General features: G+C 46.0%; 15 protein-coding genes, 1 tRNA gene and 1 rRNA gene. 6 read left to right on the top strand and 11 right to left on the bottom strand.

Annotation, left to right across the window (positions count from 1 at the left end; translation table 11 throughout):
* Nucleotides 1-17: 17 nt before the first annotated feature.
* Nucleotides 18-1,550, bottom strand: a 16S ribosomal RNA gene (locus C2756_RS00205).
* Between the two features lie 475 nt (nt 1,551-2,025).
* Here C2756_RS00205 and C2756_RS00200 point away from each other — a divergent pair.
* Nucleotides 2,026-2,685 (top strand): GNAT family N-acetyltransferase, encoded by a 660-nt coding sequence (locus C2756_RS00200; RefSeq protein WP_215296092.1) that lies wholly within the window; start codon nt 2,026-2,028, stop codon nt 2,683-2,685.
* Between the two features lie 33 nt (nt 2,686-2,718).
* On the opposite strand, the gene C2756_RS00195 is transcribed toward C2756_RS00200, so the two are convergent.
* The 3 genes from C2756_RS00195 to C2756_RS00185 are packed head-to-tail and all read right to left on the bottom strand — an operon-like array spanning nt 2,719 to nt 4,370.
* Complete coding sequence (locus tag C2756_RS00195) at nt 2,719-3,072, bottom strand: c-type cytochrome (RefSeq protein WP_215319460.1); 354 nt, start codon at nt 3,070-3,072, stop codon at nt 2,719-2,721.
* Nucleotides 3,073-3,088: 16 nt separating this feature from the next.
* Nucleotides 3,089-3,739, bottom strand: coding sequence for a BON domain-containing protein (locus C2756_RS00190; protein ID WP_215319458.1), 651 nt, complete (start codon nt 3,737-3,739; stop codon nt 3,089-3,091).
* A 28-nt stretch (nt 3,740-3,767) separates the two neighbouring features.
* A complete protein-coding gene (locus tag C2756_RS00185) occupies nt 3,768-4,370 on the bottom strand; it encodes a phosphoheptose isomerase (RefSeq protein ID WP_215296090.1) in 603 nt (200 codons plus the stop codon).
* A gap of 106 nt (nt 4,371-4,476) precedes the next feature.
* Between C2756_RS00185 and rsmI the strand changes: the two genes are divergently transcribed.
* Entirely contained in the window at nt 4,477-5,382 is a 906-nt protein-coding gene (rsmI, locus tag C2756_RS00180; RefSeq protein ID WP_215319456.1) for a 16S rRNA (cytidine(1402)-2'-O)-methyltransferase, read from the top strand.
* 42 nt (nt 5,383-5,424) lie between these two features.
* Here the strand turns inward: rsmI and C2756_RS00175 are convergent, their stop codons facing one another.
* Nucleotides 5,425-5,646 (bottom strand): hypothetical protein, encoded by a 222-nt coding sequence (locus C2756_RS00175; RefSeq protein ID WP_251370013.1) that lies wholly within the window; start codon nt 5,644-5,646, stop codon nt 5,425-5,427.
* 101 nt (nt 5,647-5,747) lie between these two features.
* Here C2756_RS00175 and C2756_RS00170 point away from each other — a divergent pair.
* From C2756_RS00170 to C2756_RS00160, 3 genes are all read left to right on the top strand, one after another.
* A tRNA-Arg gene (locus tag C2756_RS00170) sits at nt 5,748-5,823 on the top strand.
* Nucleotides 5,824-5,905: 82 nt separating this feature from the next.
* Complete coding sequence (locus C2756_RS00165) at nt 5,906-7,048, top strand: fatty acid desaturase (RefSeq protein ID WP_251372072.1); 1,143 nt, start codon at nt 5,906-5,908, stop codon at nt 7,046-7,048.
* A gap of 41 nt (nt 7,049-7,089) precedes the next feature.
* The gene (locus tag C2756_RS00160; protein ID WP_215296088.1) at nt 7,090-7,275 is read left to right on the top strand and encodes a hypothetical protein; all 186 of its coding nucleotides are present in this window, start codon (nt 7,090-7,092) and stop codon (nt 7,273-7,275) included.
* An 18-nt stretch (nt 7,276-7,293) separates the two neighbouring features.
* On the opposite strand, the gene C2756_RS00155 is transcribed toward C2756_RS00160, so the two are convergent.
* On the bottom strand, nt 7,294-7,938 hold the full coding sequence (locus C2756_RS00155) for an MBL fold metallo-hydrolase (RefSeq protein ID WP_371817086.1): 645 nt from the start codon (nt 7,936-7,938) through the stop codon (nt 7,294-7,296).
* A 65-nt stretch (nt 7,939-8,003) separates the two neighbouring features.
* Here C2756_RS00155 and gcvH point away from each other — a divergent pair, with 65 nt between their 5' ends.
* Entirely contained in the window at nt 8,004-8,396 is a 393-nt protein-coding gene (gcvH, locus tag C2756_RS00150; protein ID WP_215319453.1) for a glycine cleavage system protein GcvH, read from the top strand.
* A gap of 3 nt (nt 8,397-8,399) precedes the next feature.
* On the opposite strand, the gene priA is transcribed toward gcvH, so the two are convergent.
* From priA to atpG, 5 genes are all read right to left on the bottom strand, one after another.
* Nucleotides 8,400-10,523 carry a primosomal protein N' gene (gene priA, locus C2756_RS00145; RefSeq protein WP_215319452.1) on the bottom strand — a complete coding sequence of 708 codons (2,124 nt, stop codon included), beginning with the start codon at nt 10,521-10,523 and terminating at the stop codon, nt 8,400-8,402.
* 260 nt (nt 10,524-10,783) lie between these two features.
* The gene (hemE, locus tag C2756_RS00140; RefSeq protein WP_371817104.1) at nt 10,784-11,902 is read right to left on the bottom strand and encodes a uroporphyrinogen decarboxylase; all 1,119 of its coding nucleotides are present in this window, start codon (nt 11,900-11,902) and stop codon (nt 10,784-10,786) included.
* Nucleotides 11,903-11,911: 9 nt separating this feature from the next.
* Nucleotides 11,912-12,328, bottom strand: coding sequence for a F0F1 ATP synthase subunit epsilon (locus tag C2756_RS00135; RefSeq protein ID WP_215319449.1), 417 nt, complete (start codon nt 12,326-12,328; stop codon nt 11,912-11,914).
* Nucleotides 12,329-12,349: 21 nt separating this feature from the next.
* Nucleotides 12,350-13,750, bottom strand: a complete 1,401-nt coding sequence (gene atpD / locus C2756_RS00130; RefSeq protein WP_112202554.1) for a F0F1 ATP synthase subunit beta — start codon at nt 13,748-13,750, stop codon at nt 12,350-12,352.
* 54 nt (nt 13,751-13,804) lie between these two features.
* Nucleotides 13,805-14,674: a F0F1 ATP synthase subunit gamma gene (gene atpG, locus C2756_RS00125; protein WP_215296083.1), complete on the bottom strand. Its 870-nt coding sequence runs from the start codon at nt 14,672-14,674 to the stop codon at nt 13,805-13,807.
* Nucleotides 14,675-14,677: the final 3 nt, after the last annotated feature.

The following is a 14,677-nucleotide window of genomic DNA, read 5'->3' as shown; positions in this document are numbered from 1 at the left end:
CAGCATCTTTTCTCTAGAAAGGAGGTGATCCAGCCGCACCTTCCGATACGGCTACCTTGTTACGACTTTACCCCAGTCATGAACCCTGCCGTGGCAGTCGCCCCCCTTGCGGTTAGGCTAACGGCTTCTGGCAAAACCCACTCCCATGGTATGACGGGCGGTGTGTACAAGACCCGGGAACGTATTCACCGCGACATTCTGATCCGCGATTACTAGCGATTCCAGCTTCACGTAGTCGAGTTGCAGACTACGATCCGGACTACGATGCATTTTCTGAGATTAGCTCCCCCTCGCGGGTTGGCAACCCTCTGTATGCACCATTGTATGACGTGTGAAGCCCTACCCATAAGGGCCATGAGGACTTGACGTCATCCCCACCTTCCTCCGGTTTGTCACCGGCAGTCTCTTTAGAGTGCTCTTGCGTAGCAACTAAAGACAAGGGTTGCGCTCGTTGCGGGACTTAACCCAACATCTCACGACACGAGCTGACGACAGCCATGCAGCACCTGTGTTCACTTTCTCTTACGAGCACCTAATGTATCTCTACTTCGTTAGTGACATGTCAAGGGTAGGTAAGGTTTTTCGCGTTGCATCGAATTAATCCACATCATCCACCGCTTGTGCGGGTCCCCGTCAATTCCTTTGAGTTTTAATCTTGCGACCGTACTCCCCAGGCGGCTGACTTCACGCGTTAGCTACGTTACTCAGGATGTAAATCCCGAACAACTAGTCAGCATCGTTTAGGGCGTGGACTACCAGGGTATCTAATCCTGTTTGCTCCCCACGCTTTCGTGCATGAGCGTCAGTGTTATCCCAGGGGGCTGCCTTCGCCATTGGTATTCCTCCACATATCTACGCATTTCACTGCTACACGTGGAATTCTACCCCCCTCTGACACACTCTAGCTATACAGTCACAGGCGCCATTCCCAGGTTAAGCCCGGGGATTTCACGCCTGTCTTGTATAACCGCCTGCGCACGCTTTACGCCCAGTAATTCCGATTAACGCTCGCACCCTACGTATTACCGCGGCTGCTGGCACGTAGTTAGCCGGTGCTTATTCTTCAGGTACCGTCATTCCCGGACTGTGTTAGAGCCGGTGTTTCTTCCCTGACAAAAGAGCTTTACAACCCGAAGGCCTTCTTCACTCACGCGGCATTGCTGGATCAGGGTTGCCCCCATTGTCCAAAATTCCCCACTGCTGCCTCCCGTAGGAGTCTGGGCCGTGTCTCAGTCCCAGTGTGGCTGATCGTCCTCTCAGACCAGCTACTGATCGTCGCCTTGGTGGGCTTTTACCCCACCAACAAGCTAATCAGGCATCGGCCGCTCTAATCGCGCGAGGTCTTTCGATCCCCCGCTTTCCCCCTCAGGGCGTATGCGGTATTAGCACAGCTTTCGCTGCGTTATCCCCCACGATAAGGTACGTTCCGATGTATTACTCACCCGTTCGCCACTCGCCACCAGGTGCAAGCACCCGTGCTGCCGTTCGACTTGCATGTGTAAGGCATGCCGCCAGCGTTCAATCTGAGCCAGGATCAAACTCTTCAGTTCAATTCCTGTGATCCTTGCGGATCGTCGCACTCATTCAAGAAATTGACTTGGTAATAAAACCAAATCTTTTTACTGTCTATGAGTACTATTTGTTTACATCTGTCCCGAAGGACTGGATGCTTTCGCCTAGTACCCACAATTATCGGTTGACTAATTTTTAAAGAGGGCTGAATCGTTTTTCAAAAACATTCAGCGAAGAAGCGAGACTATGACATACCCGAATAGGGTTGTCAACACCTTTCCCACTCTTTTACCTATAAAAGACGAAGATTTTTCTGACTTTTCAAATAAAACCAATGAAATCAATGGGATAAATTTTGAAAAATTTTTCAACTTTTTTTAGATATTTCCTCTTTTTAGAGCTTTTGCGTAAAAAGGAAGGGCGCTAAACCTAGATTTTTGATACTTATTTGCAGATAGTCCACACCCTAGGGAAAACCCTTAATTTTTCCTGCTTTTCTGCTAAAATGTTGCTATGCACAATAATAACTTAGCAAACGATCACTTATCTACCCAGCCTTATATGGCAGGGAAGGCCGTGCCAGTTCGAGAGCTTCATGCAGGCCACAGGTCAGAAATTCTGAACCATCTATTGCAGTTGGGCGCTGAAGATCGTCGCTTACGTTTTGGCACCCAGACCCCTGATGAAGTTATTCATCACTATGTTGAGAGCCTTAATTTCAAGCGAGATGCTGTTTTTGGCGTCTTTGACCATGATTTAAGGCTCATTGGCATGGCGCATCTAGCGTATTTGCCTGAAATCAAAGGGCAAGCTCACGCCGCTGAATTTGGCGTATCCGTATTGCCAGAGGGAAGGGCGCAGGGGCTTGGAACCGCTCTGCTGCAACGCTCTGCAGTGCACTCACGCAATAGCAATATTCAAACGCTTTATGTTCACTGCCTAGCTAACAACAAAGCAATGATGCATCTAGCTCAAAAAGCTGGCATGACAGTTGAATATGCCTACGGTGATGCTGATGCGTATCTCAAACTGCCACCGGCAAACTCTGGGACGATTGTTGAGGAGGCCGCTAATGAACAGTGGGCGGACTTTGATTACGCCCTAAAAGAAAACTTGAAGTTGGCGAATCAAGCTTGGTGGTGGTTCTTAGGAAGACCTCGTCACGCACGCTAAGCTAAACAGATTGATGCGCGCTGAATTCTCACATCAATTTTGACTCGGTGTACCCCGCAATATCCAGCTAACCAGTAAAGATAAATCCGCTTCATTTAACTTTGAATTCGCGGGCATAGGCACAACCCCCCAAGAGCCTGAACCACCTTTAGCGATTTTATTTTTCAAAAATGCTTGCGCATTGGGATTGCTTTTATATTTTTGCGCAACGGATTGGAAGCTTGGTCCCACTATTTTTCTGTCAAGAGCATGACAACCTAAGCAAGCATTTTGCTTTGCAAGCGTAAATGCTTTTTGATCCTCGCTGTCTGCATGCACATGGGGAATGAAATAAGCAAGCGCTGTAAATATAAAAACTATTTTTACAATTGCTCGCATTGCGGACATCACTAACCCAAAAAAATTACTGGAATTTTGGTGGGCTGTTTGGCGTTGTTTGATCGGCCTTGCCTTGCTTTTCTAGACGATTTTTTTCTTCTACAGAAATTAAGTCAAAGTAAACATAAACATCTTTCACACCATTTGTATTGCTAGCTACTTTTTTTGCTAAGTCAGCTTCGTTCTGTGTCAAGATGCCCATCAGATAGACGCTTGATCCCTCGGCAATAATCGACATAGAGTTTGATGGCAATTGATCTGTAAAGATCATCTGGGTTTTTATTTTCGACTCAAGATAAGAATCGTTAGCACGTGCTGTATATGTGCTGTTAGAGCCAATGATCAATTCATTAAAAACGGTGCGCGCGTTCTTCATCGCCTTTACATATGCGCCTGCTTCGCTTTTGATACCAGCATCTTTTACTTCGCCTGTCAGCAATACTTTTTGATTGAATGAGGCCACGTTAATGTGTGCGTTATCACCAAACTTTTTGCCAAGCGCAGCATTCGCCTCCAACTCAATACCATTATCAATTGCTTGCACTCCTGGAGTACGACGATCAGCCATGACGCTTGCACCCGCAGCAACGCCACCTACAGCCAAAACTCCGCATGCAGATAATTGAGATGTCATTACTACAGCAATGACTAATTTTCTGAAAGATTGAATTTGCATATGCATTTCTTTAGCGTGTTTAAAAAAATTAATCGAGCAAAATATGATCAACGCCATCACACAGGCTATGCAGTAAAACTAAGTGAGTTTCTTGAATTCTCGCAGTACGAGTTGAGGGCGCACATAAATGAATATCATCCTTATCCAGTAGTGCCGCAATCTTTCCACCGCCATTGCCAGTAAGCGCAATAATTTTGATCCCAATTTTTTTTGCAGCTTCGATTGCTTTAATTACGTTCTTAGAGTTACCAGACGTCGAAATTCCCAAGAGAATGTCGCCTTTTTTTCCAAGGCCACGCACTTGCTTGCTGAAGACTTCGTCATAGCTGTAATCATTGCCAATCGCAGTCAGGATCGAGGTATCCGTTGTCAGTGCAACTGCAGCCAACTCTTGGCGCTCTCTTTCAAATCGACCCATCAACTCAGCGGCAAAGTGTTGTGCATCTGCTGCCGAGCCACCATTGCCACAAGCCATCACTTTACCGCCAGCCTTCAAACAATCGACCATCGCCTGCACACCATGTGCCACAGACTCTGGAAGAATTTTTTCAGCCTCTTGCTTTACCGCAATGCTGTCTAAAAAATGTTGAGAGGCGCGCTTGCGCAAACGTTCAATAGTGTCTTTATCCATAGCAATATTATGCGCCAAAGCAAGCCTAAATTCTGATGCAATCAGCTTAACTCAAAAGCAACGTATTCTCTTGCTTATTGATTAACCTTCAGCAGACAATATCCCTATGGAACTAGGCTCATTGGATTTTTTAAAGCAACAGGATTTACCTGCTGGGGCCTTGTATATGATTGCTACGCCGATTGGCAATTTAGGTGACATTACCTTACGCGCACTTCACGTCCTAAATTCAGTAGATGGCATCGCTTGTGAAGACACTAGACATAGTGCCGCACTACTGCAGCAATTTGGCATTCATAAAAAATGTTTGGCCTTACATGCGCACAATGAGCTTGGCGGCGCCCAAACAGTGATTCAACACCTAGCCAACGATGAGCGCTGGGCTTATATTTCGGATGCTGGGACTCCCGGGGTTTCAGATCCTGGCGCTCGACTTGTAGACGAAGTGCAAAAAGCGGGCTTTCGTGTCATTCCGATTCCTGGTGCCAGTTCGGTATCCTGCGCCATATCTGCATCGGGGTCTGTCATGCTCAACTCCGATGGTCAATTTCAATTCTTGGGTTTTTGGCCACATAAAACTAAAGAGCGCGATGCGCTTTTGCACGATATTTGCAGCAGTAAAAAAACGAGCATCTTCTTTGAGTCACCGCACAATATTCGTGAAACCCTTCTGTTTCTTGCCGGGTCATTAGAAAAAGAGCGCCAAGTTTTTATTTGCCGTGAGCTCACTAAAAAATTTGAGCAACTTGTTTCCATTCAGGCCCAAGAAATTGAATCTTGGATTGAAAATGCTGAGAGCCTTAAAGGAGAATTCATCATTCTGATTGCAGGGCGCCACGCCAATGCTGACGAGGCTCCAGAGCATGCCTCTCTAATGCGTTGGGCAAACGCATTAAACCCATATCTTGGCAGCAAAGAGATCGCAGCAGTACTTTCACAAGTGTTGGGCTTAACAAAAAAAGATGCCTATCAAATTGCACTTGACGCGAAAGATAGCAATTCAGGGCAATAAAAAAGCTGGCATATAGCCAGCTTTCTCGAATACTAAAAAATTTTATTTGGCATTAGGGGCCGGTGTGCTGCTGGCCTCTTGCACATTCAACTGGGCCACCGGCTTAATAAGCGCTTCGGAGGTGCTAGAAGAATCGCCGCGCTTACCGTTGTTCACAAATACCATCAACAACAAAATAATAATCAAGGGCACAAAAAAGCTTGCAAACACCACGATGATGAGTTGTTTTGGGGACTTAATAAGGTTTCCGTGCTCGTTGCTCATAAGAATTTATCTTTTAATGCGTTGTAGGGTTGATTTGCGGTGATTATAACTAGAGAGCAAGGATAGAGGCACTTACAATAGCGGGGTAGCCAGTTTTCCTGGCGCCCGTAGCTCAGTGGATAGAGTATTGGCCTCCGAAGCCAAGGGTCGCAGGTTCGATTCCTGCCGGGCGCGCCAAAACAGAAGGGGTATTTGACCTATATCATGCGCAAAACTATGAAAACCGCTATCATTTGGGTCTAAATTATTGATTCTTATCGTGTCTAAACATCTAAATTCAGCCCTTTCAGAGCCCTCTCTGACAAATCCTTTGCATCCTGAGGCGCCCTTGCCACACCGAAAGATTATTCGGAGTTGGTTAATTCCAATGGCACAAGGTGAAACTGGGCGCGCGATCATGTTGCTCATGATCGATGCTTTTTTATGGCTCAGCTGTATCGCTGGGACGATTTTCGTTGAGAACGTTCTGCTCAAAATCATTTTTGGGGTGGTTGCTGGTTTTGTAACCGGTCGCATTTTTATTTTGGGTCACGATGCATGCCATCAAAGCTTCACACCGAGTCGTGAGCTCAATAAGGTGTTGGGTCGCATTGCATTCTTGCCATCCCTGACTCCATATAGCCTTTGGGATGTTGGCCATAACGTAGTGCACCACGGCCAAACCAATTTGAAGGGTTTTGACTTTGTTTGGGCACCGTTATCAAAAGCAGAATATGACGCACTGTCCCCTGGACGGAAAGCTCTAGAGCGCCTGTATCGCAGTGGTTGGGGTCCTGTTTTCTACTGCCTTATTGAAATTTGGTGGAGACGTGAATACTTCCCCAATGCACAGAACAAACCTGGCGATCGCCCCATTTTCCTTAAAGATAATTTGCTCGTAAGCGCCTTCGGAATAGTCTGGATTGGCTGTCTCATTGCCGGCGCAATCGCTACCGATCAATCCATTTTGGTGGGTTTAGTGACTGGTTTTGCAGTGCCATTCTTATTCTGGAATGGCATGATTGGATTTGTGGTCTATGTTCACCACACCCACCCTTCAGTCTCTTGGTATGACAAAAAATCTGAATGGCTCCGCGCCCAGCCTTTTGTGTCAACTACAGTTCACCTGACTTTTAACTGGATTTGGGGTGCTTTAATGCACCATATCATGGAGCACACTGCCCATCACGTAGACATGAGCGTGCCCCTCTATCGCCTCACAGAGGCCCAAAAAACCCTTGAAACCATCCTTCCAGAGCGTATTTTTGTTCAAAAGTTCTCTTGGGGCTGGTATTTTGATACCGCTCGCAAGTGCAAGCTCTACGACTTTGAAAACAAGGCTTGGCTGGATTTTGACGGTAACAAGACAGCCGATTCTGTCCGGGTTGTCTTAACCCCAATACCAGCAGGACAAAACGGGTAAAATAGATCTCTGTACAAAGATTTGCCTTACCCGGATTGCCCATGACTACCTCGACTCCAGCAGTTACCCAAGATTCTTCCCAGAGCCTCAAGTTTTGCTCTTCTTGCAGTCGCGAAAAACGACTTGAGGGTGGCACATGGATTCCGACTAGCAATCGTAAGCAACGCTGGATTTGCGCTAGCTGCCTCTATAACCGTACCCACCGTACCGGTTCAGCAAAAGCCTAATTTTTTCGTTTTACTGTTTTAAGTGCCATCCCCAACATAGGGGTTAGTTTTGCGTTCTTGTCCAAATGTAGACATGGGCCCATGTCCGGGTACAAACTGCACATCATCCCCAAGCGGCAAAAGTTTTGTTTTAATTGCGCTGATCAAGTCGGCATGATTGCCGCGCGGAAAATCTGTTCTGCCAATTGAACCTGCAAACAGAACATCACCCACGATGGCTAGACGATCTTCTTTGTCAAAAAAGACAACGTGGCCCGGCGTATGTCCAGGGCAATGCAATACTTCTAAATTAACATTGCCAACTTGAACATGATCGCCATCATTGAGCCAACGATTTGGCTCAAATACTTTTGCATGACCAAAACCAAAACGCACAGTCTGCTCAGGCAACTGCTCAATCCAAAAACGTTCATCCTCCTGGGGGCCTTCAATGGGAACGCCCAACTGATCAGCCAAATCTTTAGCACAGGCGCAGTGATCTAAATGTCCATGGGTCAACAAAATCTTTTTTACATTGCCGCCCATTTGTTGAACACCATCAAGAATCTTTTCAATATCACCACCTGGATCAACCACGGCAGCATCCCCAGTCTCCTGACAGATCAGAATCGAGCAGTTTTGCTCAAACGGAGTAACTGGGACAATTCCTAATTTAATTGGCATATGTGAATTTTTCAATCAAAGCTAGTTTATGGGACTACGCATAAAATATTCTCAAAGGATAAAACATGAACAGCCAAGATAGATTTAAATTTGCAGAAACTCATGAGTGGGCCGATATGGAAAGTGATGGCCTAGTGTGGGTTGGGATTAGCAATCATGCTCAAGAAGCCTTGGGAGATGTAATGTTCTTTCAAGCGCCTAAGATTGGTCAACTAGTCAAGCAGGGCGAAGCCATTGCGGTAATCGAGTCTGTCAAAGCAGCGAGCGATATTCATGCGCCAGTGAGCGGTGAAATTGTTGAGCTCAATGCGGAAGTCGAAGCCTTTCCCGAGCTTGTCAATGAAAAACCGTATGCAGTTTGGTTATTCAAAATCAAAGCGAGCTCAGACGACAGTCTTATTTCAGAATTCAATCAACTCATGAGTTTAGAAAAATACAGCTCAGGCCCTGGAGCGTAAATATTAGATTGAGATTGGGTCACGCTCAATCAACCAACGAATGCGCTCAAGTTTGCTAATGCGTCCTTGAGAGCTATCTCGCAAATCGCGATCGATTGCCTCTAGAACATCCTGCAGTTGCCTACGATCATCGGACTCGATGACCAGCTGAGCACGCTCATTTCCAGCGACCCGCATAATGCTTTTGGGAACGGGGTCGTAGACCCGGAGACCCTGTGTAATCAGGCCCTGATCTCTTAAGCGTGCTTTTATAGAACTCAAAAACCCAATTGCCTTATCCAAACTCCTGGCTTCAGCGTGGACCAAGCCCTGATAAGAGAAGGGCGGTAATTTAGCCTCATCTCGCTCGCTAGCAATGTGAGATAGAAATCCATCAATATCATGCCATAACAAATACTGAAATACTGCCGCTTCCGGAAATTGGGTTTCGATATAAATATCACCACTCTGCTCTCCATCTTTGTTAGCCCTTCCAGCTCTGCCCGCCACCTGAACGAGCTGTGCAAATAGTCTTTCTGCTGCTCGAAAATCTTGGGAGAACAAACGGCTATCCGCATCTAGCACTGCAACCATGCCAATGTTTTGGTAGTCATGTCCTTTAGCAATCATTTGAGTGCCAACTACGATGTCTACATTCCCATCATGAATTTCTTGAAACAGCTCCTCCGCACCTTTGCTCTTGCGACTAGAGTCTGTATCCACCCGAAGAACTCTTGCCTTAGGCCAGACCTCTTCAATAGCATCCTCTAACTTTTGGGTACCTTGGCCCAGCGTTTTTAAATCGGCATTACCACAATCAGGACAATGACTAGGAATGGGCTTAACCAAGCCACAGTGGTGGCAACTTAACACTGGCTTACGACCTAAAGCACCTGCCTTATGCATCACCATATATGAACTGCACTGCTGACACTTCGATAACCATGAGCACGCGCTACAGCTCAACACCGGTGCATAGCCTCTTCGATTAATCAATACTAGGCTTTGCTTTTTATCTTGCAAATTTTTATTCATTGCATTTACCAAGGGCTTACTCAATGAAATTTTTGCTGTGGGCCTATCAATATCTCCAGGGCTAAACTGATTCTGTGGATCTCGCGTATTAATTAAATGCACTTTTGGTAGGCTCGCGCCCTGTGCTCGTTGGTCTAAGCGCAGATACTGATAGCGTCCTGATTTAGCTGCCATCCAAGTTTCAAGTGAGGGCGTAGCTGAAGAAAGCAATATCGGAATCTTTAAATCGTGTGCACGCCAAACGGCCAAATCTCTAGCCGAGTAACGAATTCCATCTTGTTGCTTAAAAGATGGGTCATGCTCTTCATCAACCACAATTGCACGTAGATTCGGTAATGGAGTTAATACCGCCAATCTTGTACCCAAAATGATTTGCGCTTTTCCAGTAAGCGCTTCATACCAAGCAATGCCACGTTTTTTTTCGCTCACGCCACTATGGAGCACTACCATTTTCTTATCCGGAAAATAAGCGCGCACCCTGCGCTCTAACTGTGGCGTTAAGTTAATCTCTGGAACCAAAATTAATGCTTGAGAATTGTCATTCTGAAGAATGGTTTTTAGCCAATTTAAAAACACAGCGGTCTTTCCGCTACCAGTTTGACCTTGAAGTAGGGCCACTTTAAATTCTTGCACAATGGCACTGGCTCGCAAATCTTTTAAGGCTAACTCTTGAGCTTCATTTAACTGCGCTTCACTGATGTAACCCTCGCTTGGTTTGGGCTCTTCTTTTTTCTTTTTCTTTGTTTCGCCTAGCATTAACTTTGCAGGTATTTTTTCCCAATCTGCTGGCTTTTTCCACATCTGTGGAACTGCTGGAATGATGGTTTCCCCGAGTCCATGAATGTAATAGTGGCTAGCAAAATTCATTAGTCTGAGTGCGGCTGGATCTAGCAGCGGCAATGGGGATAGCTTAGTTACACCCTTTAATTTATCAAAATCAGAGTGAGTACTAACTTTTATCACCACGCCAACCAAAGTTGAGCGCCCAAAAGGAACCTCAACAATATGGCCAATCTCTGGGTCGGCCCCCAGCACCTCTTTATTCCACAAATAATCAAAACCCTGGGCCAAGGGCTTATCGACAACTACTTGAACCACAATGGGTAAGGGCATTTACTTCTTTTTTCTATTTTGCTTGTGGATAAGTCTGTGGATATCATCCAAGAATGATGATTTATAAGCTAATTTACCAGCAATCTGTGCTAGCACTCATTTTCAGCCCAATAGCCAGATAATCATATAAATCAATAACTTATAATAACTTCCGAAAGTTAAAGTTCATCTTTAATCGGAATCTCACTGAATTTTGAATTATGACCAAAATTGTGCATAACTTTTGCCTAAAAATACTGAAAGTTAGCAAATACTATGGATTATTGCTTTGATCTAAGAGCCCTGGAGTGCTGAATAACGGTTTCTGTTAAAGCAGTTACGCTTTCTGGCGGGGTAAATTGAGAGATCCCGTGACCCAGATTAAATACATGTCCATCCAATGGATGGAGGCCTGGCTTGAGAGTTGGAGCACTCGCCAAATCATCTAGTAATGCACTTGCCTGCTGAGCGATCTGCTCAGGCTCTGAGAACAAAATCAGAGGATCCAGATTACCTTGTAATGCCAAAGGCTTATTTAAAGACAGCAACTGTTTACGTGCGCGACTGAGAGACATGGTCCAGTCAATGGCAATAACATCGGCGCCAACTTGTGCCATATCGTTTAACCAGATACCGCCGCCTTTTGTAAACATGATCACTGGAATTTTTCTACCTTCATGCTCACGCGGCAACAATGCAATCACTTTTTGCATCGAGGCCAAAGACATTTTTTGATACCAACCATCTGGCAGCATTCCACCCCAAGTATCAAAAATCATCAACGCCTGTGCACCCGCTTTTAATTGCTCAGTGAGATAAGCGGCAACCGATTGTGCATTGATATCTAGAACATGCTGCAACAAATCAGGGCGACTAAACATCATCGTCTTGGCATGACGGAAATCATCTGAACTTGAACCATCAATCATGTAGCAAGCTAATGTCCATGGGCTTCCTGAGAAGCCAATCAAAGGAACACGTTGTTTGCCATTCTGGATCAAAGCTTTACGGATCTCAGAGACGGCATCAAATACGTACTTGAGCTCACCCATATCTGCTACGCGTAATTTCTTAACCGCTTCTTCAGTGCGAAGCGGGTGATCAAAGCTCGGGCCCTCACCAGCAGTAAATTTCAATCCCAATCCCATAGCATCTGGGACAGTCAAAATATCAGAGAATAAAATGGCTGCATCTAATGGATAGCGATCTAAGGGCTGAAGTGTTACCTCAGTCGCGTATGCAGGATTTTTTGCAAGCCCTAAAAAACTTCCCGCCTTAGCCCGTGTAGCGTTGTATTCAGGAAGGTATCGCCCAGCTTGGCGCATGAGCCAAAGCGGTGTTTGATCAACCGCTTCACCCAAGCAGGCTTTTAAAAAACGGTCGTTTAACAGCAAGGGGATAACCAGCGCTTACTTTTTACGACGGAAGCGGGCGATAGCAGCCAACTGTGCAGCGGCCATAGCGAACTCGGACTGAGCCAAAGCCAAATCAAAATCGGTGCCACGGTTTTGCATGGCTTCTTCAGCACGCTTCTTAGCTTCGAGCGCTTTGGCTTCATCAAGATCATGACCTCGAATAGCAGTATCTGCTAATACGGTCACGTGGTCTGGCTGAACCTCTAAATAGCCACCCGCCACGAAAATGAACTCTTCGTCACCATCGGCTTTTTCAATACGAACTGAACCTGGACGAATACGTGTGATCAAAGGAGTGTGGCCGTGCAAAATGCCGAGCTCACCAGTTTCGCCAGGAAGCGCAACAAATTTGGCTTCCCCGCTAAAAATAGAGTGCTCAGCACTTACTACATCGACGCGTATGGTTGACATAATTTCCCTGGATGAAATCGATTAAAGCTTCTTGGCTTTCTCGATGGCTTCATCAATTGAACCCACCATGTAGAACGCTTGCTCTGGCAAGTGATCCAACTCACCACTGACGATCATCTTGAAGCCACGGATGGTTTCTTTCAATGGAACGTATTTACCTGGTGAACCAGTGAACACCTCAGCAACGTGGAAAGGCTGGGACAAGAAACGTTGAATCTTACGAGCACGAGCCACGGCCAACTTGTCTTCGGGAGACAATTCGTCCATACCCAAAATCGCAATAATGTCACGCAACTCTTTGTAGCGTTGTAATGTCATCTGAACCGAGCGAGCTACTTCATAGTGCTCTTGACCAACCACTTGTGGGTCGAGCTGACGGCTGGTAGAGTCAAGTGGGTCAACCGCTGGATAAATACCCAAAGCCGCAATATCACGTGACAACACAACAGTAGAGTCTAAGTGCAAGAAGGTTGTCGCTGGTGACGGATCAGTCAAGTCATCCGCAGGAACGTAAACAGCCTGAATGGAAGTAACAGAACCTGTCTTCGTAGAGGTAATACGCTCTTGCAATTTACCCATCTCTTCAGCCAATGTAGGCTGGTAACCCACAGCAGAAGGCATACGACCAAGCAAAGCAGAAACTTCAGTACCAGCCAATGTGTAACGGTAGATGTTGTCAACGAAGAACAAAATATCACGGCCTTCGTCACGGAATGCTTCAGCCATGGTCAAACCTGTCAACGCAACGCGCAAACGGTTACCTGGAGGCTCATTCATCTGACCAAACACCATCGCTACTTTATCGATAACGTTAGATTCTTTCATCTCGTGATAGAAGTCATTACCTTCACGAGTACGCTCACCAACACCAGCAAATACTGACAAACCTGAGTGTTGTTTAGCAATGTTGTTAATCAATTCCATCATGTTGACGGTCTTACCAACACCCGCACCGCCGAACAAGCCAACCTTACCGCCTTTAGCGAATGGGCAAACCAAGTCGATCACCTTGATGCCGGTTTCGAGCAGGTCAACGGAAGGGGAGAGTTCATCAAACTTTGGTGCTGGCTGGTGAATAGCACGACGCTCTTCAGTAGCAATTGGGCCTGCATCATCAATTGGGCGACCCAATACATCCATAATGCGGCCAAGTGTTGCTGGGCCAACTGGAACAGAAATTGGCTTACCAGTAGATTTCACTTCCATGCCACGACGCAAGCCATCGCTTGCACCCATGGCAATCGCGCGAACTACGCCGTCACCGATTTGTTGCTGAACTTCAAAGGTCAAACCTTTTTCAGCAAATGATTTTTCACCGCTTTCAACTAATGTCAACGCATCATAAATGTTTGGCATTTTGTCGCGTGGGAACTGAATGTCCACCACTGGACCGATACATTGCACGATATTTCCGTTACTCATCGCTTTCTCCGCTCTTAATTCCTAAATTCTTTCGTATTCCTAAACGCTGACCGCTTAAACAGCAGCCGCTCCACCAACAATTTCTGACAACTCTTTGGTAATGGCAGCTTGTCGTGTTTTGTTGTAATCCAATTGCAATTCGCCAATCACGTTCTTCGCATTATCTGAAGCGGCCTTCATTGAGACCATGCGTGCAGATTGCTCAGAAGCCATGTTTTCAGCAACGGCTTGGTAAATCATTGCTTCAACGTAACGCTTCAACAGGCCATTTAAGATGGACTCAGCGTCAGGCTCATAGATGTAATCCCAAGAGGGGCCTGCTTTATCTTCAGGAGTCAAAGCAGCTGGCTCTAAAGGCAAAAGCTTCTCTAAAACAGGCTCTTGTTTCATTGCATTTACAAAGCGGGTATATGCCAAATAGACCGCATCAATCTCACCTCTCTCAAACGCCTCTAACTGGGCAGTAATTGCGCCAATCAAAACATCTAAATGCGGTGTGTCACCAATTTGGATTGTTTGAGAAATGAGTTTCGCTTTTGAACGATTCAAAAATTGCAGGCCTTTTGAACCAATCGCGGTGTACTCAATACCAACATTTTTATCTTGCAACTCGCGAACTTGGTTAGCAATCAAACGCAGTACGTTGGTATTCAAACCACCGCATAAACCTTTGTCTGTTGTAACCAAGATCGTGCCAACCTTCTTTACTTCACGAGTCGCCATGTAAGCAGGGCGGTACTCAGGATTTGCTTTAGAAAGATTGGCCACAATTTCACGAATTTTTTCAGCATATGGGCGCGCATTACGCATGCGCTCCTGGGCGCGACGCATCTTGGATGCGGCGACCATTTCCATTGCCTTCGTGATCTTGCGCGTGTTTTGCACGCTCTTGATCTTTGATCGTATCTCTTTTGTGCCGGCCATGAT

Source organism: Polynucleobacter sp. UB-Siik-W21 (genome assembly GCF_018687415.1).
In the GTDB taxonomy this organism is placed as follows: domain Bacteria; phylum Pseudomonadota; class Gammaproteobacteria; order Burkholderiales; family Burkholderiaceae; genus Polynucleobacter.
This window is presented reverse-complemented; position numbering and strand designations above follow the sequence as displayed.

Bases quoted from the DNA above. Each gene is read 5' to 3' on its own strand.
- C2756_RS00200 (WP_215296092.1), top strand. From the start codon at position 2,026: ATGCACAATAATAACTTAGCAAACGATCACTTATCTACCCAGCCTTAT.
- C2756_RS00195 (WP_215319460.1), bottom strand. From the start codon at position 3,072: ATGTCCGCAATGCGAGCAATTGTAAAAATAGTTTTTATATTTACAGCG.
- C2756_RS00190 (WP_215319458.1), bottom strand. From the start codon at position 3,739: ATGCAAATTCAATCTTTCAGAAAATTAGTCATTGCTGTAGTAATGACA.
- C2756_RS00185 (WP_215296090.1), bottom strand. From the start codon at position 4,370: ATGGATAAAGACACTATTGAACGTTTGCGCAAGCGCGCCTCTCAACAT.
- rsmI (WP_215319456.1), top strand. From the start codon at position 4,477: ATGGAACTAGGCTCATTGGATTTTTTAAAGCAACAGGATTTACCTGCT.
- C2756_RS00175 (WP_251370013.1), bottom strand. From the start codon at position 5,646: ATGAGCAACGAGCACGGAAACCTTATTAAGTCCCCAAAACAACTCATC.
- C2756_RS00160 (WP_215296088.1), top strand. From the start codon at position 7,090: ATGACTACCTCGACTCCAGCAGTTACCCAAGATTCTTCCCAGAGCCTC.
- C2756_RS00155 (WP_371817086.1), bottom strand. From the start codon at position 7,938: ATGCCAATTAAATTAGGAATTGTCCCAGTTACTCCGTTTGAGCAAAAC.
- gcvH (WP_215319453.1), top strand. From the start codon at position 8,004: ATGAACAGCCAAGATAGATTTAAATTTGCAGAAACTCATGAGTGGGCC.
- priA (WP_215319452.1), bottom strand. From the start codon at position 10,523: ATGCCCTTACCCATTGTGGTTCAAGTAGTTGTCGATAAGCCCTTGGCC.
- C2756_RS00135 (WP_215319449.1), bottom strand. From the start codon at position 12,328: ATGTCAACCATACGCGTCGATGTAGTAAGTGCTGAGCACTCTATTTTT.
- atpD (WP_112202554.1), bottom strand. From the start codon at position 13,750: ATGAGTAACGGAAATATCGTGCAATGTATCGGTCCAGTGGTGGACATT.
- atpG (WP_215296083.1), bottom strand. From the start codon at position 14,674: ATGGCCGGCACAAAAGAGATACGATCAAAGATCAAGAGCGTGCAAAAC.